Raw genomic sequence first — 21,485 nt, forward strand, 5'->3', positions numbered from 1 at the left:
GTTCAGCACGGGCCTGGCCGTTGTAGCACCGGGGCCAGGGCCTGGCCAGTCGGGCTGCCTTGGGCGGCCACGTCCTCGGGCGTGCCTGCGGCGACGATCTGGCCGCCGGCCTGGCCGCCTTCGGGGCCCAGGTCGATGATCCAGTCGGCCTCGGCAATCAGATCCAGATCGTGCTCGATGACGACCACGCTGTGCCCGCCATCGACCAGGCGGTGCAGCACGCCGATGAGCTTTTCCACGTCGGCCATGTGCAGGCCGACGGTGGGCTCATCCAGCACGTACAGGGTGTGCGGGGCCTTGTTGCCGCGGCGGGTGATGTCGTCGCGCACCTTGGCCAGCTCGGTGACGAGCTTGATGCGCTGGGCTTCGCCGCCGCTCAGGGTGGGGCTGGGCTGGCCCAGGGTGAGGTAGCCCAGGCCCACGTCTTGCAGCAGTTGCAGCGGATGGGCGATGGCGGGCATGCTGGCGAAGAAGCCGATGGCCTCGTCCACCTCCATTTGCAGCACCTGGCCGATGTGCTTGCCGCGCCAGGTCACGGCCAGGGTTTCGGGGTTGAAGCGCGCGCCGTGGCAGAGCTCGCAGGGCACTTTCACATCGGGCAGAAAGCTCATTTCGATGGTGCGCATGCCCTGGCCTTCGCAGGCCGGGCAGCGGCCCTCGCCGGTGTTGAAGGAGAAGCGGCTGACGCTGTAGCCGCGCGCCTTGGCTTCGAGCGTGTCGGCAAAGAGCTTGCGCACCGTGTCCCAAAAGCCGATGTAGGTGGCCGGGCAGGAGCGCGGCGTCTTGCCGATGGGGGTTTGATCGACTTCGAGCACGCGGTCGATGCCCTCGAAGCCTTGCAGGCCGCGCAGGTGTTGCAACTGCCCGGCCGCGCCGCGCTCGCGCAGGGCTTCGCGCCCGGCCTTGCTGGCCTGCTGGCCGACCAGGCGCGCCACGTTGGCCAACAGCACTTCGCGCGCCAGCGTGGATTTGCCTGAGCCGGATACGCCAGTGATCGCCACCAGCCGCCCCAGCGGCACCCAGGCGTTGACGCCTTGCAGGTTGTGCAGGCTGGCGCCTTGCAGGCGCAGCGCGGGGCTGTCCGCGCCCACGGCGCGGCGCGGGCGAAACGGGTGACGCATGGCCTGGCGCAGGTAGCGGCCGGTGAGCGAGTCGGGGTGCTGCGCCACGGCATCGGGCCGCCCCTGGGCGACGATGCTGCCGCCGCGCACGCCCGCGCCGGGTCCGATGTCGATGAGGTGGTCGGCGCTGCGGATGGTGTCCTCATCGTGCTCGACCACCACCAGGGTGTTGCCCTTGTCGCTCAGGGCCTGCAGCGCGCCCAGCAGGATGCGGTTGTCGCGCGCGTGCAGGCCGATGGTGGGCTCGTCCAGCACGTAGCACACGCCTTGCAGGTTGCTGCCCAGTTGCGCGGCCAGGCGGATGCGCTGGGCCTCGCCGCCGCTGAGCGTGGGCGCGCCGCGATCCAGCGTGAGATAGCCCAGGCCGACTTGTTCCAGAAACTCCAGCCGGGAGCGGATCTCGGGCAGCAGGTCGCGGGCGATTTCGGCCTCGCGGAGGCTGAGTGCGTCGGCGGCGCTGCCCGCTTGCAGGCTTTGCACCCAGGCGCGCAGCTCGCTGACGGTTCGCTGCGCCAGGTCGGTAATGGCCATGCCGTGAAAGCGCACGGCGCGGGCGGTGGCGTTCAGGCGCGTGCCCTGGCAGGCGGGGCAGGCAGCGTCGTCCAGGCCTTCCACGTCTGGCTCGTCAAAGCTGCGCTCGCGCCCGCGCTCGTCCTGCGGGGCGGAGTCGTCCAGCGCCTGGCGCTGCTCGCGCGTCAGCGCCAGGCCCGTGCCCACGCAGTCGGGGCACCAGCCGTGCGCGCTGTTGTAGGAGAACAGGCGCGGGTCCAGCTCGGGGTACGAGGTATGGCATTGCGGGCAGGCGCGCAGCGTGGAATAGCTTTCGATCTGGCCCAGGCCGCGCGTGCCCTGGCCGCTGGGGTCGGCCGCCAGCGCGGCAGCCAGGCCGCCGGGGCCATCTGGCTGGCCGATGCCGCTGAGCACCTGCACCACGCCCTTGCCGTGTTGCAGCGCCAGCGCCAGTTGCTCGCGCAGCAGCGCCTCGTTGGCGGGCGTGGCATCCAGGCTGCACACGGGCAGCTCGATGTGGTGTTCCTTGTAGCGGTCCAGCTTTGGGAAGGGCGCGGTGGGCACAAACGCGCCATCGACGCGCAAATGCGTGTGGCCGCGCAGCCGCGCCCATTCGGCGATCTCGGTGTAAATGCCTTTGCGGCCCACCACCAGCGGCGCCAGCAGGCCGATGTGCTGGCCGCGGTGTTGGCGCAGCACGTGGGCGGCGATGGCGTCCAGCGATTGCGGCTGCACCGCCGCGCCGTCGTGCACGCAGTGCTGCACGCCCAGCTTGACGTACAGCAGGCGCAGGTAGTGCCAGACCTCGGTGGCCGTGCCGACGGTGGATTTGCGCCCGCCGCGCGAGAGCCGCTGCTCGATCGCCACCGTGGGCGGGATGCCGTGCACGGCGTCCACATCCGGGCGGCTGGCCGGCTGCACGATGGAGCGCGCGTAGGCGTTGAGCGATTCCAGATAGCGGCGCTGGCCCTCGCCAAACAGGATGTCGAAGGCCAGCGTGGATTTGCCCGAGCCGGACACGCCGGTGATGACGTTGAAGCGCCCGCGCGGGATGGAGACGCTGAGGTTTTTCAGGTTGTGCTCGCGGGCGTGGACGATGTCGATCGTGGCCGGACGCCGGGCCGCAGCCGTTTTTGCGCCGTACACGGCCTGCGGCTCAGCCACGTGCAGGCCCTGCGCGGCGTGGGTGGCGTGGGCTGCGGGCGGCTGGCCCAATACTTGCTCGTACTCGCGCAGCGCAGCGCCGGTCAGCGAATCGGGGTGCCGGGCCACTTCTTCTGGCGCGCCTTGCACCACGATGCGTCCGCCAGCTTCCCCGGCCTCGGGGCCCAGGTCGATGATCCAGTCGGCCGCGCGCATCACGTCCAGGTTGTGCTCGATCAGGATCAGCGAGTGCCCGGCATCGAGCAGCTTGCGCAGCGCGCGCATGAGCTTGGCGATGTCGTCGAAATGCAGGCCGGTGGTCGGCTCGTCAAATAAAAACAATGTCCCCTTGCGCGCCAGCGGCTGGCGGCTTTTGCTGGCCTGCTGCGCGGCTTCGGCCAGGTGCCCGGCGAGCTTGAGGCGCTGGGCCTCGCCGCCGCTGAGCGTGGGCACGCTCTGGCCCAGGCGCAGGTATTCCAGCCCCACGTCGGCCAGCGGTTGCAGGGCGCGCAGCACCTCGCGATCGGCGGTAAAGCACGCCAGCGCCTCGTCCACCGTCAGCGCCAGCACGTCGGCCACGTTCAGCGCCTGGCCGCCGCGCTCGATCTGCACCTCCAGCACCTCGGGGCGGTAGCGGCTGCCGTTGCACTCCTGGCAGCGCAGATAGACGTCGGAGAGGAACTGCATCTCCACATGCTCAAAACCGCTGCCGCCGCACACCGGGCAGCGCCCATCGCCGCTGTTGAAGCTGAACTTGGCCGCCGTGTAGCCGCGCTGGCGCGCCAGCGGCGCATCGGCAAAGAGCTTGCGGATGGCATCCCAAGCGCCCACGTAGCTGGCCGGGTTGGAGCGCGCCGTCTTGCCGATGGGCGATTGATCGACGAACACTGCATCGGCCAGGTGGTCGGCCCCCAGCAGCGCATCGTGCGCGCCGGGCGCTTCGCTGGCCTTGCCAAAGGCGCGCAGCAGCGCCGGGGCCAGCACGTCCTGGATCAGCGTGGACTTGCCCGAGCCGGACACGCCCGTGACGCACACCATGCGCTGCAAGGGGAACTCCACATCCATGCCTTGCAGGTTGTTGGCGCGCGCGCCCTGCAGCAGCAAACGCGGCGTGCCCGGCTGCACGGCGCGGCGCGCCGGGCTGTCGATGCGCAGCCGCCCGCCCAGGTATTGGCCGGTGAGCGTGTCGGCCTGGCGCAGCGCGGCAGGCGTGCCGTCGAACACGATGCGCCCGCCGCCGCTGCCTGGGCGCGGCCCCATGTCGATGATGCGGTCGGCCGCCAGCATCACCGCCGGGTCGTGCTCCACCACCACCAGCGTGTTACCCGCATCGCGCAAGCGCAGCATGGCCTGGTTGATGCGCTGCATGTCGCGCGGGTGCAGGCCAATGCTGGGCTCGTCGAGCACGAACAAGGTGTTGACCAGCGAGGTGCCCAGCGCCGTCGTCAGGTTGATGCGCTGCACCTCGCCGCCGCTCAAGGTGCGGCTTTGCCGATCCAACGTCAGATAGCCAATGCCGACCTCGTTGAGAAAGCGCAGCCGCGCGTTGATTTCTGCCAACAGCATGCGCGTGGCCTGGGCTTGGGCGCCGTCGTCATCCTCGGGCGGCGCCAGGGTGGCCATGAAGTGCGCCAGCCGCGCCAGCGGCAACTGCATCAGATCGTGCAGGCACAGGCCGGGCAGGGCCTCCAATTGCGCGCGGCTCCAGCCCACGCCTGCGGGCATGAAGCGCTGCGCAGCGGGCAGGGCCGCATCCGCCGCCACCTTGGTGCCCACGCGCCAGAGCAGGCTTTGCGTCTTCAGCCGCGCGCCTGCGCAGGCCGGGCAGGTGGTGTAGCTGCGGTATTTGGAGAGCAGCACGCGGATGTGCATCTTGTAGGCCTTGCTCTCCAGGTATTCGAAAAAGCGCGCAATGCCGTACCACTTCTGCGTCCACTTGCCGTTCCAGTCCGGCGCGCCGTGCAGCACCCAGTGCCGCTGCTCGGGCGTCAAGTCCCGCCAGGGCGTGTCGCGCGGGATGCTCCAGCTCTCGGCGTGGCGCAGCAAATCGTCCTGAATCTCCTTCCAGGCCGGGGTTTGGATGGCCTTGATGGCGCCCTGGCGCAAGCTCAAGCGCTCATCGGGGATCACCAGGCCCCAGTCCACGCCGATCACGCGGCCAAAGCCCCGGCAGGCCTCGCAGGCCCCGGCCGGGGAGTTGAAGGAAAACATCGAGGGCGTGGGCTCCTGATAGCGCAACTGGCTTTCGGGGCAGTGTAGGCCCTGGGAGAAGTGCAGGATTTCGGGCGCTGCGGCCTCGCCCTCGGCCTCAGCCTCGGGCAGCACATACACCGCCAGCCGCCCGTGGCCGCGCTGGAAGGCCGTCTCCAGCGCCTCGACCACCCGCGCTGGCTCGGCACGCGAGAGGCGAAAGCGATCGGCCACCACATCCAGCACCTTGCGCTGCGCCGGGGCGGGGCTTGCTTTGGCGGCCTTGCCCGTTTTCTTCACGGCCTTGGCCGTGGCTGCAGTGGCTGCGGCCTGCTCCACCTGCACCAGCCGCTGGGCCTGCACCTTGGTGTAGCCGCTGGCGGCCAGCCACTGCTGCATTTGCTCCTCGCTGGTGTCGGCGGGCAGCTCCACGGCAAAGGTCACCACCAGGCGCGGATCGCCTGCGCCCTGGCCATCCTCTTTGCCATCCCCCTTGCAGCCCTCCTTGCCGAAGCGCGCCTGCAAGGCCGCGTACACGCTTTGCGGCGTGTCGTGGCGCACCGGCAGGGCCGTTTGCCGGTCGTAGAGCTGGGCTGTGCGCGCAAACAGCAGCTTCAGGTGGTCGTTGAGCTCGGTCATCGTGCCCACGGTGGAGCGGCTGTTGCGCACCGGGTTGGTCTGGTCGATGGCGATGGCCGGCGGCACGCCCTCGATGCGGTCCACCGCGGGCTTGTCCATGCGGTCGAGGAATTGCCGCGCGTAGGCAGAGAACGTCTCCACATAGCGGCGCTGGCCCTCGGCGTAGAGCGTGTCGAACACCAGCGAGGACTTGCCGCTGCCGCTGGGGCCGGTGACCACCGTCAGCGTGCCGGGGGCGATGTCCACATCCAGATTCTGCAAATTGTGCTGGCGCGCGCCACGGATGCGGATGGCCTGTGGCTGCGGGGCCGCTGGGCTGGCTGGGCTGGTTTTTGGGGTGTCGGAGGAGGGGGCGTCGGAGCGGGGCATACGTGGGGCGTGCCAGGGGCGTGCGCGGGCCTGGGCAGGGCGAATTTGGAATGGAAATCGCGGGCGTTCTGCCAGATGCTGGGCAAAGTTTCGGCGAAGTGGTTGTGGATGGATTGGCCTTGTGTGCCAGGGCTTCAATGGTTTTCAAGCCCCTTCAGCGAGGGCGTGATGGATTCAAACGCTGTATCCCAGTCGAACTCGAAAGTCTGCCTGGAAAAGCCTGGGATGGTTTGGTCAATGTGCAGCAGCAAGCCGCGCTGGGTGTCGATGCTCAGACGCTGTTCCAACTGGAGCTGGCCGAGCTCGCTCTTGCTGTGCACTGTCAGTATCGGCGCGCCGGTGCGGCTGGTGCTGCGCTGCACCGCCAAGATGGCGTGCTGGGCCAGATAAGCCGCGCTGGGCGCTGGCCTGGGCAGTGGCTCTTGCCTCCAGACGCCATCCTGGGTCTTTTTCCATACCGTGTCTGCATCGAGGCGAATGTGAAGAAGCTCCAGGCCATCAGGGCCCGCTTTGTAGACGCGCTCACGCGGGCCGGGCTCGAACTGGGTGTGCGTGTGCACGGTGGGCTCAGACTGCGCGGCGTTTGCGTCCCAGGCCTTCCAAACCAATGTGTGGCGTTGCAAGCCAAGGCGCGCCAAAGGGGCATGCAAGGCTTGGACTGTGGCCTCGCGTGTTGCGGCATCAACCTTGTCCCCAGCTTGGGGCTTGCAGGCCTGGATGTACGCGGCTTGGGTTTGATGCGGGCTGCAAGGGGCCAGCTCTTTGACTGGTACGGCCCGTGCAGGCTGGGGTGTTGGCGCAGGGGCGGGGCCGGGGGCTTGGGCTGCAGTGCAGCCCAGCAGAGTCAGCGCGGCGCCCAGTGCCAAATAAGTACGGATGGCGCAGGTCATCGGTGCGGTGCTCCAAGTCGAGCAAAGCCAAGAGGCAGTGGCAAGAATGGCTTTGCTGATGCGGCGGCAGGAGAGTGCGCTCGTGCCAAGCCAGACGGGCCGTCATTATGGGAGCTCTGCGCGCATGGCAGCGCCGTGCGCATTTGCGGTGCATAACAGGCTCTACCGCAAGCGGCGTGCGCCGGTGCAGCGGATGTGGCCAGCCAGGTCTTGGCGGTGGGCCACTTCGCCATAGCCTGCCTGGGCCAGCAGCTGGGCGACCTGCTGATGCTGCTGCCAGCCGTGCTCGAGCAGCAGCCAGCCGCCGGGCGCCAGCGCGGGCAGGGCGTGGGCGATGATGTGGCGGATGTCGTCCAGCCCGTCGGCGCCGCTGGTCAGCGCCTGGCGCGGCTCGTGGCGCAGCGCGGGCAGGTGCGGGTCGTGCTCGGCGATGTAGGGCGGGTTGCTGACGATCATGTCCCAATCGCCCAGGCCGGCCTGGCGGGCTGGCTCCAGCCAGTGGCCGTGCAGCCAGTGCAGCGCCAGGCCCAGGCGCTGGGCGTTGCTCTGAGCCACTTGCAATGCGGCCAGGCTTTGCTCGCAGGCCCAGACCTGGGCATCGGGGTGCTGGCTTTTGAGCGCCAGCGCAATGGCGCCGCTGCCCGTGCCCAGATCCAGCAGGCGCGGCTGGCCCTGCTGGGGAAGCAGCTGCAGCGCCCATTCGACCAGGGTTTCGGTGTCCGGGCGCGGGTCGAGCACGGCTGGGGTGATGTGCAGCGGCAGGCCGAAGAATTCGCGTTGGCCGGTCAGGTAGGCCAGCGGTACGCCGTCGGCGCGGGCCTGCAGCAGCTGCGCCCAATGCGCAGCCTGGGCGGCACTCAGCGGCTGATCGTCGTGGGCCAGCAGCCAGGCGCGCTGGCTGGCCTGGCGCCCCAGCGCGTGCAGCAGCAGCAGCTGGGCGTCCAGCCGCGCCAGGCCTTGTGCGGCGGCCTGTTGCAGGGCCTGGGCGATGGTGGCGGGGGCGCTCATTCGGGTTGCAGCTGGGCCAGCAGCTCGGCTTCGCGCGCGGCCTGCAATGCGTCCAGCACCTCCTGCAGGTCGCCTTCGATGATGCTGGGCAGTTTGTAGAGCGTCAGGCCGATGCGGTGGTCGGTCAGGCGGCCCTGCGGGAAGTTGTAGGTGCGGATGCGGTCGGAGCGGTCGCCGCTGCCGATCAGGCCCTTACGCAGCGCGGCATCCTTGGCGGCCTGGGCGCTGCGCTCCTGCTCTTGCAGGCGCGCGGCCAGCACCTGCAGGGCTTTGGCCTTGTTGCGGTGCTGGCTGCGGTCGTCCTGGCATTCGGCCACCATGCCGGTGGGAATGTGAGTGATGCGCACGGCCGAGTCGGTTTTGTTGACGTGCTGGCCGCCGGCGCCGCTGGCGCGGAAGGTGTCGATGCGCAGCTCGGCCGGGTTGAGCTGCACGGCCACGGCCTCGTCCGGCTCGGGCAGCACGGCCACGGTGCAGGCGCTGGTGTGGATGCGGCCCTGGGTTTCGGTGGCGGGGATGCGCTGCACGCGGTGCCCGCCCGATTCGAAGCGCAGCCGCCCATAGACGCGCTCGCCCTCGATGCGCAGCACGGCTTCCTTGTAGCCGCCCAGCTCGCTGTCGCTGGCGCTGATGAGCTCGCACTTCCAGCCCTGGCTGTCGGCATAGCGCGTGTACATGCGCAGCAGGTCGCCGGCGAACAGCGCCGATTCGTCGCCGCCGGTGCCGGCGCGGATTTCCAGGAAGGCATTGCGCGCGTCGTCCGGGTCGCGCGGCAGCAGCAGGCGCTGCAGCTCGGCCTCCAACTGCTGCATTTGCTGCGTGGCGTGGGCGATTTCCTCCTGCGCCAGCGCCAGGGTGTCAGCGTCGCTGTGCGCGTCCTGCAGCAGCTCCTGGGCGGTTTGCAGGTCGGCGGCGTGGGCTTGGTAGCGGCTGTAGCGGCTGGCGATCTGCGTGACCTCGGCGTGCTCGCTGGCGATGCGGCGGTATTGCTGCATGTCGGCCAGGATGTCTTCGCGCGAGAGCAGGAAATCCAGCTCTGCAAGGCGTTGCACGTAGCGTTCGAGCTGGGGGCGGAGGTGGGCTTGCATGGGCCGGGCAGGAAAGTAGGGAATGGACGATCGGCCGGGGCGATGGCGCGGGGGGAGCCAGCGGGCGCAGCATGGCGCGATGGCGTGGGCGATGGCTGGCGGGTGAAGGCAGGGCAGCGTGGGTGTGGAGACCACGCCCCTGCCGTGCCAGGCGTGCTGGCGTGCGGTGTGGCTGGCCGACGCTAATGCTGGCGCGGCGCTTCGCCGCGCAGGAACAGGCGCGAAACCATGTGCGCGGTCTGCTGGCGTTCGTCCGCGTCGCCGTGGCCGTTGCGCAATTCGCTGACTGCGCCGTGCAGCATTTTCTTGCTCAGGTTGTGCGCCAGCGCCTGCAGCACGGCGTCCAGGTCCTCGCCGCGCGCCAGCATCTTGCGCGCGCGTGCCACTTCCTGGGCGTTCCAGCTCTGGGCCTGCTGCTGCAGCTGCTGGATCAGCGGCACCACGGCGCTTTGGCTGCTGCGCATCTCCAGCCAGCGGGCAAAGTGCTGCACGCCGCTGTCGATGATGGCCTCGGCCTGGGCCACAGCGGCCTCGCGCTGGGCCCTGCCGCTTTGCACCACGCTGGCCAGGTCGTCCACGGTGTAGAGGTAGACGTTGTCCTGGGCTTGCACTTCAGGTTCGATGTCGCGCGGCACGGCCAGATCGACCATGAACATGGGGCTGTTGCGGCGGCGCTTGAGCGCGCGCTCGACCGCGCCCAGGCCGATGATGGGCACGCTGCTGGCGGTGCAGGAGACGATGATGTCGAATTCGTGCAGGCGCTCGGGCAGCTCGCCGATGCGCAGCGTCTGCGCGCCCAGGCGCGCGGCCAGCTTCTCGCCGCGCTCGAGCGTGCGGTTGGCGATCACGATGCTCTGCGGGCGCTGTGCGGCAAAGTGCGTGCTGGCCAGTTCGATCATCTCGCCCGCGCCAATGAACAGCACCTTCAGGCGGGCAAAGTCCTCAAACAGTTGGCCGGCCAGGCGCACGGCGGCCGCGGCCATGCTGATGGAGTGCGCGCCGATGGCGGTGCTGCTGCGCACCTCCTTGGCCACGGCAAAGCTGCGCTGAAACAGCTGGTGCAACGTGCTGCCCAGCGCGCCGGCTTGCTCGGCCGCGCGCACGGCGCTCTTCATCTGGCCCAGGATTTGTGCCTCGCCCAGCACCATGGAGTCCAATCCGCTGGCGACGCGGAAGGCATGACGGGCGGCCAGATCCTGGTCGTGCGTGTAGGCGTACTGGGCCAGATCCTGCGCGGTCAGGCCGCCGCTGCGCGCCAGCCAATCCAGAGTGGCCTGCTGCAGCGCCAGCCGATCGGGCTGCGGCAGGGCGCTGGGCGCGGCGCAGTAGATCTCGGTGCGGTTGCAGGTCGAGAGAATGGCCGATTCCACCGGCTGCGGACCATGGCCTTGCAGCAGCGACTGGCGCAGCCCATGCAGCGCCGGGCCAATTTGCTCCAGCGCATAGGCAAAGCGGCCCCGCAAATCCAGCGGGGCTGTGTGGTGGTTGATCCCAAGCGTCCAGACGGCCATAACCGCGCATTATAAAAATTGTCACAAAAACTTGCAGGGCCCGATGGGGCTTGCCTGAGCAGCGCCATCGGGAATCTGCAGCCTTGCCGCCCGCAAGTGCTGTTTGACCATCGCGGCCCCCGATCTGGGGGCTTGGCTTTGCGCCTGTGCCGTGGGCGAGAACAAGGTCAAAAAAGGTGCTCCCATCGCAGCGTCGTGAGCCTCTGCGGATTCAGACGCCTAGAATGGCGCCGGGCGTACGGGCAAGGCTCTTGCATCCTGGGTGGTGGATCGCCATCCGCGTTGTTTGCTCTGTCATGCGTCACTGGCGCACTCTTCACTGTGCCGATGGCGCTACCCGCCGCTTTTGCCGTTTGACTTCCTTGAAGTCAAACAGCGGAGGGTAGCCCATCGGCGTCGAGTGGAGCGCGCAAGTCCGAAGGCTTCTTCGATGAGAACGCCCGTACGCCCCCCTTTACAGGCACAGCTCTTGGTTTTTTCTGACTGCGTGCGGCATCGTCACAGGCTCTGAAACACCATGATCCGCACCACCGACGACTCCGCCAACCTGCCCCCTGAGCAGCTCACGCGCGCGCAGCTGATAGAGCGCACCCAAGCCAGCAGCAAGCAGGCAGTGATCCTGCAGGACATGCAACGCCTGGGCTTTTGGCCCAGCGACCAGCCCCCGCCTGAGCGCTGGCGGGGACGATCCGCAGCAGGCGCTGCGCCTGATGCGCCGCCAGCGCCTTCAGGCTGCGCGCCAGCGCCGCGAGGCCACGCGCCAGGCCCGCGCCCAGGCCCGTTACGAGCGCGCCCGCAGCTGGCACGAACGCCGCCAACACAGCGTGCTGTATCTGGGGCAGGGCGTCTCCGGTGGCCTGCAACACAGCGACAACCAACCCGAGCGCTTGGCGCGCTGGCAATTGCCGCAGCCGGCCAACCCGCAGCAGCTGGCCCAGCTCATGGGCGTCTCGGTGGCCGAGCTGCGTTTTCTCGCCTACGACCGCGCCGTGGCCCGCGTCAGCCACTACCGCAGTTTTGACTTGCCCAAGAAAAGCGGCGGCCTGCGCCGCATCTCTGCGCCCATGCCGCGCCTCAAGCGCCTGCAGTACTGGCTGCTGGACAACATCCTCAGCAAAGTGCCGGTGCACGATGCGGCGCACGGCTTTCGCCCTGGGCGCTCCATTTGCAGCAACGCCCAGCCGCACGTGGGCAAGGCCGTGGTCATCAACCTGGATTTGCAGGACTTCTTCCCCTCCATTGCCTACCCGCGCATCAAGGGCGTGTTCCGCGCGCTGGGCTACAGCGAGCAACTGGCCAGCATCATGGGCCTGCTGTGCACCCAGCGTCCCACGCAGGCTGTGCAGCTCGACGGCCAGACCTACCACATCGCCACCGGCGCGCGCCACCTGCCGCAGGGCGCGCCCAGCAGCCCGGCGCTGACCAACATCCTCTGCCGCCGGCTGGATCGCCGCCTGCACGGCATGGCCGCCAAGCTCGGCTTTGCCTACACCCGCTATGCCGACGACCTGAGCTTCTCGGCCGATGCGCCGGCCCAGCATCTGGTGGGCAAGCTGCTGTGGCGCGCGCGCCAGATCATCGCCGACGAGGGCTTTACCCTGCACCCGGACAAGCTGCACGTCATGCGCAGCGCCCGGCGTCAGCAAGTCACTGGCTTGGTCGTCAACGCCAAGCCCTCGATTGATCGCAGCACCTTCAAGCGTTTTCGCGCCACCGTCTTTCAGGTCGAAAAAGACGGGCCGCAAGGCAAATCCTGGAACGGCAACGACAACGTGCTCGACGCGCTGCTGGGCTACGCCCACTTCCTGCACATGGTCGATCCGCAGCGCGGCCAGCCCTGGCTGCAGCGTGTGCAGGCCCTGCGCGTTGCAGCCCAGGCCCCGGCGCAATCGCAGCCATCGCCAGAACCTCAACAGATATTGGAATTGGAGAGCGCCGCCAAGGCCTCGCAAGCGGGCCGGGGGCGCAGCGCCTTTCGCCGCGCCAGCGCCCAGGGCCAGGCCCCCTGGGCGCATTGGTGGCAGCCGGCCCAGCCGCCAGCGCCTGTGCTTGAACCCACCGAAGCGCAACGCCAGGCACAGCGCCAGGCACAGCGCCGGCAGCAAGCCCAGGCCGCTTTGCCCACGGCCGCGCAGCCGCAGCGCCAAGGCGCGCTTGAACCCCAGCAGCCGCCCGAAGAGGCGCAGCACGCCAGCCAGCGCAACCCGCGCATGCTGCTGGAGCAAACCCTGGCCCTGCTGGTGCTGTTGTTCATGTTGCGCAAACCCTCGCTGCTGCTGTTGGGCCTGCTCATCCACCTGGCCTATCACCTGCTGCACCGCAGCAGCTGGTGGCTGTTCCTGCCCCTGCTGTTGGCGTCACTGCTGGTGCCGTTTTAGAGCGTGTTATGCACTTTTCGCCCCCCGCGCGGCGCTTGCGCAGCCAGATCATCACCCCCGTCACGCTGATGACGGCCACTGCCAGCCCCAGTAGGCTGACCAGCGCGCGGCCCGGCCAGCCCAGGATGCGGCCCGAGTGCAGCGGGTACTGCGCCGCCATGAACACCTCGCCCGCGCTGCGGCGCGCTGCGCTGCGCGTAGCCACGGGCGCGCCGGTGGCCGCATCCAGATACACCCAGTGCGGCCCGAGCGTCGGGCCGTAAGGCTCGCGCCCCGGCGCGGCAAAGGCCACGGCGTACAGCCCGTCTTCATCCTGCCAGTCGTACAGCCGCCAGGGCTGCAAGCCCAGCGCCTTGGCGGCGGGGACTGGCGTGGCGGACGAGGCTGGCGATGAGGGGGCTGCGCTCGGCGCATCGCCCAGCCAGCCCAACTGCCGCGCCTGGGCCAGCGCCAGTTGCAGCGCGCGCTCGCGCCCGATGGCCGCTTGCCCTGGGGGCAAGGGCTGGCGGCCCGCCCAAGGATCGGGCGGCACGGGTGAAAACCACGCCACCAGCGGTTGCATGACTTCCGTGCGCAGATTCAGGCCCACGCCGGTGATGGCCAGCACCAGAAGCAGCGGCCACAGCCACACGCTGCCCGAGCGGTGCAGATCGAACGTCAGCTTGTGCCCGCCCGCGCCCCAGCGAAACGCGAAGGACTTGCGCCAGGCCTTGCGGCTGGGGAAGGCCAGCGCCAGCGCCCACAGGCAGTCCAGCGCCCACAGCAAGGCCACGCCGCCTAGCAGCCAGGCGCCCCACACGCCGGGCAGGTGCAGGCTGTAGTGCAGTTTGTAGATGAAAGGCAGCAGGTCTTGCCGCGCCTGCGCCAATGAGCCGCCGCGCCACTGGCCCCATTGCCGCTGGCCCAGGATCTGACCGCTCGCCGGGTGCAAGAACAACTGGTCAAAGCCCAGTGGTGCGTTCTTGCCAGCGCTCGCATCCGCATCTGCATGGGGTTTGGCCGCCACGCGCAGCATGGCCGCCTGCCCCGGCTCCAGCGCCAGCGGCAGGCTGGTCACGCGCCACTGCGGCTGCGCGGCCTCCACCTGCGCGGCCAGCGCCAGCAACTGCGCCGCATCCTGCGCCGGCGTGCCGGGCGTGCGCAGCATGTGCGGGTTCAGCAGTGCGTCCAGCTCGTCCGTCCAGGCCATCACGGCCCCGGTCAGGCCGGTGAGCACCAGAAAGGCGGCCAAGGCCAAGCCCGCCCATCGGTGCAGCTTGAGCAAGGCCGGGCGCAGCAGGCGGGATGGTTTGGGGCGGGCTTGGGTGTGCGGCGGGGGCATAAGAAAAGAAGCGGAACAAAAGTCTGTTCAAAGAAATGGGGCAGAAAATGAGGAAGGCGCGATGCCGACGACGACATGGTGCTGGAATGCGCCGTGGCCTCGGCCAGCCGTTACATCATCACGCACAACACGCGGGATTTCCGGGGCGCATCGGCCTTCGGTATCCAAGCCCTTACACCTGCTGAATTCTTGAACCTTCTGGAGAGCGCCCCATGACCGCCTTGACGATTCGCCTGCCCGATTCCATCCACCGTAAAGTGAAAGAGCTGGCCGCGCGCGATGGCATTTCCGTCAACCAGTTCATAGCCAGTGCCACGGCGGAGAAGCTGGCCAGTTGGCTGACGCTGGAGCACCTGCGCGCCGAAGCGGCGCAGGGGCGGCGCGAGGATTTTCTGGCCGTGCTGGAGCGCGTGCCCGATGCCCCGCCCGCGCCGGGCGATGCGCGGTGAGCCAGCGCCGCGCCGCCACGGCGGTGGCGCGGCCTGCACCTCGCAAGCACCTCGCAAGCACCTCGCAAGCACCTCGCAAGCACCTCGCAAGCACCTCGCAGGCGCCTCGCAAGCGGGCCTGCCCGGCATGCAAGCGGGCAGGGCGTCTGCCGTCGGCGCTCGGCTTACCAGCGGTAGGTGGCTGTGATCGTCGCGCTGCGCTGCTCGCCGCGCCACCAGCCATCAAAGGCATTGCTGGTGAAGTACTTCTTGTTGAACAGGTTGTTCACGTTCAGCGCCAGGCGCCAGTTGGCGCCCAGGTCGTAGCGCAGGCTGGCGTCCACCAGCGTGTAGCCCGGCTGCGCGCGGGTGTTGGCCGCGTCGTCCCAGCGGCGGCCCACGTGGCGCGCGCCCAGGCCCAGGTGCAGGCCGCGCAGGCGGCCTTCGGCCAAGCGGTAGTCCAGCCACAGCGAAGCCATGTGTTTGGGCACCTGGATGGGGGCTTTGCCCGCTTCCACGCGCCAGGTGCTGCCCGCCAGGCCTTTGACGTCGTTGTAGCTGTAGGCGGCAGTGGCGTGCAGGCCGGGCAAGGCAGGCAGGGGGCGGCCCTTGGCCTCCAGCTCCAGCCCGCGCGAGCGCATGGCGCCCACCTGCTCATCGCGGTTGGTGATGGGGTTGCTCACGGTGATGTTGCGCTTGCGCAGGTCGTACACGGCGGCGGCGAGCAGCAGGCTTTGCCCCGGGGGCTGGTATTTGACGCCCAGCTCCCATTGCTTGCCGGTGGTGGGCTTGGCATCGAACGCGTCATAAGCGCCAAAGGCGGGCAGAAAGGAGGTGCCGTAGCTCACATAAGGCGCCCAGCCGCCGGGGGCCAGCCAGGTGAGCGCGGCGCGGCCGGTAAAGGCGCGGTCGGTGCGGCTTTGGCGTTGCCCGCGCGAGCTGGAGGCGTCTTCCCCCTTGGCCGTGTCGTGCCGGCCCGAAAGCGTCAGCAGCCATTGTTCGCCCAGGCGCATCTGGTTTTGCGCGTACAGCCCCAGCGCGCGCACCTTGTTCGGGCCGGCAATGTCATCCACCACGCTGGGCGGGGTGACGGGCTGGTACAGCGGGTTGTAGAGATCCAGATCCGGCGCTGGCCCCGTCTTTTCATATTCAGTGGCGCGCGCCTGGGTGAAGTCCAGCCCGGCAATCAGCTGGTGGCGCACCGCGCCGGTCTGCAAGCGCCCTTCCACGTAGGTGTCCAGCGAGGTTTGCGTCAGGTCGCCAAAGCCATGTACGGCCGTGCGCGCGAGCGTGCGGCCATCGTCTTGCAGCGAGGAGCGGATGTGGTACTTGTCCGCATCGCGCTTGGCGTGGCGGAAGTTTTGCCGCAGGCCCCATTGGGCGTTGAAGTCGTGACGCAGCTCATAGCCCAGCGACCAACTGTTTTGCCGGATGCGGCTGTAGCGCGGGTCGCCTTCGCGCACCTGCGTGGGCTGGCCGTTGCCGTCGGCCATGTAGCCCACGTCGTCACTCACGTCATGGCGCAGCACCGAGGCCAGCAGCGTCAGGCGCGTGGCGGCTGAAGGCTGCCACAGCAGCGAGGGGGCGAAGTATTGGCGCTTGCTCGTGTCCCACTCGCCGGTGGGGTAGCGGTCTTGCGTGCGGCTCTGGCGCGCCAGCCCCACCAGGCGGTAGGCGGCCTGCTCGCCCAGCTTGCCGCCGTAGTCGAAGGCCAGTTGCCGGTGCCGGTAATTGCCCAGTTGCGCTTGCACCTCGCGCACCGGCTCGTCCAGCGTGGGCCGCTTGCTGACGCGGTGGACGATGCCGCCCACGTCGGCCCGCCCAAAGGTGGCCGAGGCCGGGCCGCGCAGCACCTCGATGCGCTCCATGCCATAGACCTCGGTTTGCGCGCCAATGTCCAGAAAGCCCATTTGCGCGATGCCGTCGAGGAAGTTCTGGGCCTCCAGGTCGTCAAAGCCGCGCAGCATCATGTATTCGTAGCCCCGGCCATCGTGGCCCCACATGCGGGTGAACACCCCGGGCGTGTAGTTCAGCGTGTCCAGCACCTCGCGCATGCCCTTGGCCTCGATCTCCTCGGCGCCGATCACGCTGACGGACTGCGGCGTTTCCACCAGCGGCGTGTCTGTCTTGGTGGCCGTGGCGCTGCGGCGCGCGGCGTAGCCCAGCACCGGGCCGGTGGCGGTTTCGGGCGCGGCCTGCACGGTGACCGCAGGCAGGGTCTGGGCATCGCCCGCGCTGCTTGCGGCGGCGGCAGCCTGTGCAGGGGCCGGGGTGATGACCAGCGTCTGCCCCTGCACGCGGCCTTGCAGGCCGGTGCCGGCCAACAACGTGCGCAGCGCCTGCGGCAAATCGGCCGTGGGCGCAAGGGCCGGGGCTGCACGCTGGCCGATGCGGGCCGGGTCGGCCACCAGTTGCAGCCCGGCCTGGGTGGCCAGCGCGGCCAGGCTTTGGACCAGGGGCTGGGCTGGCAGCTGGTAGGTGCGCGCCGCGCTTTGGCCGGGCTTGGGCGCTTGCGCTGGCGTCTGTGTATGCCCATGCAGGGGCAAGGCGGCCAGACAGAGCGCGGCGGCTGCAGCCAGTGGGCAACGGGCTAGACGGGGGATGGCGGGTTGGGGCATGCAAGTCTCCATCAAAAGGGTTGGGGTGCGGCGCGCCATGCCACAGGGGGCGGCAGGCAGGCCGTGCATCAAGGCGGCGCTGTGGGCCACCATGAGATACAACACCGCAGCGCGGCAAATCCCTCATGGATGGAGAAAATTTTTTTTCGTGGCGCGGCTGGGCAGGCCCTTGGGCCGTCGTGCGTTGGGCGGCCCTGGCTGACCAACGGCTATTACATGGACTCTTCCAGCATCTGCCGGTAGTCCTGCTCGCTGGCTTCGATGGGGTTGGTGGCGTGGCAGTGGTCGCGCAGGGCGCGCTCGATGATCAGTGCGAAGTCGCCCTGCTTGACGCCCATGGCGGCCAGCCCGCTGGGCATGCCCAGCTCTTGGTTGCGCGCCTGCACGGCCTGGGCCAGTTGCGCGGCGGCTTGCGTGGCACTGGCCTGCTCGGGCAGGGCCAGGCCCATGGCCTGGGCCATGCGCTGCATGCGCTGCTCCTGCTGCACGCTGGGGGCCTGGGCGTTGAAACGCAGCACCGCCGGCAGGAAGACGGCATTGAGCGTGCCGTGGTGCAGTTGCGGATTGATGCCGCCCAGGCTGTGGCTGAGCGAGTGCACGCAGCCCAGGCCCTTCTGAAAGGCCATGGCGCCTTGCATGCTGGCGGCCATGAGGTTCAGGCGCGCTTGGCGATCCTGCCCGTGCTGTGTGGCCTGGGCGATGTGGGCCCAGCCGCGCGCCAGGCCATCGAGCGCGATGCCGTCGGCCGGCGGGTTGAAGGCGGCTGCCATGAAGGTTTCCATGCAATGGGCGATGGCGTCCATGCCGGTGGCGGCGGTCAGCCCAGGGGGCAGGCCCAGCGTCAGCTCGGGGTCGCAAATGGCCGCACGCGGCACCAGGTGCCAGGAGTGGAAGCCGAGCTTGCGGCCATCGTCAACGATGAGGATGGCGCCGCGCGCCACTTCGCTGCCGGTGCCGCTGGTGGTGGGGATGGCAATCAGCGGCGCAACGGCTTCGCTGATGCGCGGCGATCCGCCTTCGATGGTGGCGTAGCGCGTCAGCGGCCCATCGTGCGTGGCGGCAATGGCCACACCTTTGGCGCAGTCGATGGAGGAGCCGCCGCCCACGGCAATCAGCCCGTCGCAGCGCTGCTGGCGGTAGCGCTGCGCGGCCGCGCGCACGGCCGCCTCGGTGGGGTTGGGCGGCGTGGCGTCGAACACGGCGCAGTCCATGCCCTTGAGCTGGGCCAATACGCGGTCGAGGATGCCAGCGGCCTTGACGCCGGCATCGCTGACCAGCAGCGGACGGGTGATGCCGATGCGCTGGCACTCGCTGGCCAGCAGGGCGATGGCGCCAAAGTCGAACTGAATTTGCGTGACGTAGTTGATGAAAGCCATGTGGGCGTCTCCTGATGCTTGTTGTTGCGGGCCGTGTAGAGGTCTTGAACACGCTCTAGACGAGCAGCTCTTGAATCTGGCGCGCGCTGGCCTCGCAGGTCTGGATGTGGCCGGCCAGCCACTGTGGGTTGTAGTAGGTGGGCAGGTAGCGCTCGCCGGCATCGCACAGCAGCGAGAGGATGGAGCCTTGCTCGCCCTGGGCCTGCATGTGCTGGGCCAGGCGCAGCATGGCCACGAAGTTGGTGCCGGTGGACGGGCCCACGCGCCGCCCCAGCAGCTGCGACAGCGCGTGCATGGCGGCAATGGATTGCGCATCGCTGACCACTTCCATGCGGTCCACCAGCGTGCGCACAAAGCTGGGCTCCACGCGCGGGCGGCCAATGCCTTCGATGCGCGAGCCCGGCGCGCTCAGGCAGGCATCGCCGCAGCGGTGGTAATCGGCAAAGACCGAGCCTTCCGGGTCGGCCACGCACAGCTCGGTGGCGTAGCGCTGGTAGCGCACGTAGCGGCCAATGGTGGCGCTGGTGCCGCCGGTGCCTGCGCCTACGACGATCCAGCGCGGGATGGGGTGGCGCTCGCGCTGCATCTGCGTGAACATGCTTTGCGCGATGTTGTTGTTGCCGCGCCAGTCGGTGGCGCGCTCGGCGTAGGTGAACTGGTCCATGTAGTGGCCGCCGGTGTCGGCGGCGATCTGCCGCGCCGCGTCATACACCTCGCTGGCTTGTTGCACGAAATGGCAGCGCCCGCCGTAGAACTCGATCAGCGCGATCTTCTCGGGCGAGGTGCTGCGCGGCATCACGGCCACGAAGGGCAAGCCCAGCAGGCGCGCGAAATACGCTTCGCTGACAGCGGTGGAGCCGCTGGAGGCTTCGACGATGGTCGATTGCGGGCCGATCCAGCCATTGCACAGCGCGTACAGAAACAGCGAACGCGCCAGTCGGTGCTTGAGGCTGCCGGTGGGGTGGGTGGATTCGTCCTTGAGGTACAGATCAATGCCGATCTGGGCAAAGCGCGGCAGCGGCAGCGGGATCAGGTGCGTGTCGGCGCTGCGTTGGTAATCGGCCTCGATGCGGTCGATGGCCTGGTGCAGCCAGGCGCTGTGGCTGGCTGCGGTGGGGGAGGGGGGCGATGTGTGTTGTGGCATGGGGGCCGATTCTATTGACGGTGCCCGGCTTGCGCGGCCATGTCCAGCAGCGAGCGCGACTCCCACATGATCGGGTTGGCGCGCTATGGCCAATACGAGCGCAGGCCCTGGCTTGCCAGGGCCTGCGCAGAGGTGTTGCGCACTGCTGTTGGGGTACGGCGATGGAATCAGCTCTGCGCGTTCACTTTGCTGCTGGATGGCGCTGGGTTCGCGCTGGCCTTGCCTTGGCCAATCAGGCTGTACCAGTCGATGTGGCGTGTGCCCAGCATCAGCGCGGCCAGTGCGACGAACAGCAGCACGCTGCCCATCAGCAGGGCGTTGTCCTCGGAGCGCAGGATGCCGTAGAGAATGCCGTACAGCGCGGTGATGCCGGCGCCAAAGGCCAGGCCATGCAGGCGGTTGCGCAGCACTGCGCCCAGGTACAGCGTGATCAGGCTCACGCAGGCCAGCGCGGCAATGCCGTAGGAGAGCCAGAACGGCAGGTGCTCGGACAGCGCCACCAGCAGCAGGAAGAAGATCGACAGCGCCAGCCCGACCAGCAGGTATTGCAGCGGGTGGATGGCGATGCGCCGCGTGGTTTCGATCAGGAAGAAGGCGGCAAAGGTCAGCACGATGAACAGCAGGCCGTATTTGACGGCGCGCTCGGCCTGTACGTAGATGTTGACTGGGTCGATGAAGCTCACGCCCAGCACTTCGGCTTGCGCTGCGCTGTCATGGCCATAGCGGCCCGATGTGCTGGCGACCGCCTTGCCGGCCTTGAGGGTTTGCTCGAAGTCGCGCGCCAGGTGCGAGATTTGCCAGCTGGCGCTGTAGCCGTCGCTGCGCACTTCGCGCGTGTTGGGCAGAAAGCGCCCCTGGAAGCTCGGGTGCGGCCAGCTCGATTGCAGGTGCACGTTGGTCAGCTCGGCCGTGGGGGCGATGGACAGGTGCTGCGAGCCCATCAGTTGCAACGCCAGTGTGAAGGGCAGGCTGTGCGTTTGGCTCAGGTCCAGCTCGCCCAGATTGGCGTGGATGGCGGGGGTGGCCAGCACCTCGCGGCTGCCGACCTGAAAGGGCAGCTGGCGCCCGTCGATGTGCAGCAGCGGGTTGTTGGTGATGCCGCGCTGGTCGCTCACGCCCAGCACCAGATAGGCCTGGGCCGAGAGGATGCGGCCCTGGGGCTGGTGGCCCAGCCAGGCTGGCAGCGTGAACTGGCCGCTGAGCTTCCAGCTCGACTGGAACAGGTTGGCGTGGTAGATGCCGCGATGGCGGGTTTGCACATCGGCCTGGCCTTTCCAGTCCAGCTGCTGCGCGGGCAGCAAGTGGCGTTGCTGCCGCTGGCGCAGCTGGGTGCTGGTCTGGCCGGTCTGGGCGTCGTGCACTTGTTCCTCGAACTCTTCCTGGTATTCGATCAGCAGCACTGGGCCGATCAGGGTTTGCGCGCCAGCGGCCGATTGGGCGATGTCGTTTTGCACGTTGCGGTGCAGGCGCTGGCGATCCTGCACCTGGCCATAGATCATCATCAGTGCCATTTGCAGCACGATGACCAGGGCGCCGATGATGAATATCTTGGTTGCGAGCCGGTATTGCATGAGAGGGCCTTTCTTGTTGATGAGCACAGTGGCCGCAAGTGTCCTCAGCGCTTGAGAAATCCAGGTGAAGCGAAGATGAAGTGGCCGCGCCTGTCGTCAAAATCCCCCGCTGCGCCCATCACCAGGGCGAAAAAAAGCCACCGGCAAGGCGGTGGCTGTGGGGTGCGAGCTGGCGCTTGG

The 21,485-nt window shown here is 68.6% G+C and carries 12 protein-coding genes; 2 read left to right on the forward strand and 10 right to left on the reverse strand.

What is annotated here, in order from left to right:
- Positions 1-2 precede the first annotated feature (2 nt).
- The 5 genes from uvrA to hemA all read right to left on the reverse strand — a co-directional run bounded on the left by uvrA (position 3) and on the right by hemA (position 10,469).
- A complete protein-coding gene (uvrA, locus tag CK620_RS10550) occupies positions 3-5,972 on the reverse strand; it encodes an excinuclease ABC subunit UvrA (protein WP_095550255.1) in 5,970 nt (1,989 codons plus the stop codon).
- 134 nt (positions 5,973-6,106) lie between these two features.
- The gene (locus tag CK620_RS13885; RefSeq protein ID WP_143326064.1) at positions 6,107-6,532 is read right to left on the reverse strand and encodes a hypothetical protein; all 426 of its coding nucleotides are present in this window, start codon (positions 6,530-6,532) and stop codon (positions 6,107-6,109) included.
- 492 nt (positions 6,533-7,024) lie between these two features.
- Entirely contained in the window at positions 7,025-7,870 is an 846-nt protein-coding gene (gene prmC / locus CK620_RS10560) for a peptide chain release factor N(5)-glutamine methyltransferase (protein WP_095550257.1), read from the reverse strand.
- A complete protein-coding gene (gene prfA, locus CK620_RS10565; RefSeq protein WP_095542388.1) occupies positions 7,867-8,958 on the reverse strand; it encodes a peptide chain release factor 1 in 1,092 nt (363 codons plus the stop codon). The genes prmC and prfA overlap by 4 nt, the downstream gene beginning before the upstream one ends.
- Before the next feature lie 182 nt (positions 8,959-9,140).
- Positions 9,141-10,469, reverse strand: coding sequence for a glutamyl-tRNA reductase (gene hemA, locus CK620_RS10570; RefSeq protein ID WP_095550258.1), 1,329 nt, complete (start codon positions 10,467-10,469; stop codon positions 9,141-9,143).
- 710 nt (positions 10,470-11,179) lie between these two features.
- Between hemA and CK620_RS10575 the strand changes: the two genes are divergently transcribed.
- Positions 11,180-12,847 carry a reverse transcriptase family protein gene (locus CK620_RS10575; protein ID WP_095550259.1) on the forward strand — a complete coding sequence of 556 codons (1,668 nt, stop codon included), beginning with the start codon at positions 11,180-11,182 and terminating at the stop codon, positions 12,845-12,847.
- Here CK620_RS10575 and CK620_RS10580 read toward each other — a convergent pair.
- Positions 12,759-14,168 (reverse strand): PepSY-associated TM helix domain-containing protein, encoded by a 1,410-nt coding sequence (locus tag CK620_RS10580; protein ID WP_238946098.1) that lies wholly within the window; start codon positions 14,166-14,168, stop codon positions 12,759-12,761. The two genes, CK620_RS10575 and CK620_RS10580, sit on opposite strands and share 89 nt — an antisense overlap.
- A gap of 212 nt (positions 14,169-14,380) precedes the next feature.
- On the opposite strand from CK620_RS10580, the gene CK620_RS10585 reads away from it, so the two are divergent.
- Positions 14,381-14,617 (forward strand): toxin-antitoxin system HicB family antitoxin, encoded by a 237-nt coding sequence (locus tag CK620_RS10585; protein WP_095540546.1) that lies wholly within the window; start codon positions 14,381-14,383, stop codon positions 14,615-14,617.
- A 164-nt stretch (positions 14,618-14,781) separates the two neighbouring features.
- Here CK620_RS10585 and CK620_RS10590 read toward each other — a convergent pair whose 3' ends face one another.
- From CK620_RS10590 to creD, 4 genes are all read right to left on the reverse strand, one after another.
- The gene (locus tag CK620_RS10590; RefSeq protein WP_179290631.1) at positions 14,782-17,214 is read right to left on the reverse strand and encodes a TonB-dependent siderophore receptor; all 2,433 of its coding nucleotides are present in this window, start codon (positions 17,212-17,214) and stop codon (positions 14,782-14,784) included.
- 212 nt (positions 17,215-17,426) lie between these two features.
- On the reverse strand, positions 17,427-18,590 hold the full coding sequence (locus CK620_RS10595) for an iron-containing alcohol dehydrogenase (RefSeq protein ID WP_095550261.1): 1,164 nt from the start codon (positions 18,588-18,590) through the stop codon (positions 17,427-17,429).
- A 55-nt stretch (positions 18,591-18,645) separates the two neighbouring features.
- Entirely contained in the window at positions 18,646-19,734 is a 1,089-nt protein-coding gene (locus tag CK620_RS10600; protein WP_095550262.1) for a PLP-dependent cysteine synthase family protein, read from the reverse strand.
- A 167-nt stretch (positions 19,735-19,901) separates the two neighbouring features.
- A complete protein-coding gene (gene creD, locus CK620_RS10605) occupies positions 19,902-21,305 on the reverse strand; it encodes a cell envelope integrity protein CreD (RefSeq protein WP_095550349.1) in 1,404 nt (467 codons plus the stop codon).
- Between the last annotated feature and the right edge of the window lie 180 nt (positions 21,306-21,485).

Source organism: Vandammella animalimorsus, assembly GCF_002285285.1.
GTDB lineage: Bacteria > Pseudomonadota > Gammaproteobacteria > Burkholderiales > Burkholderiaceae_C > Lampropedia > Lampropedia animalimorsus.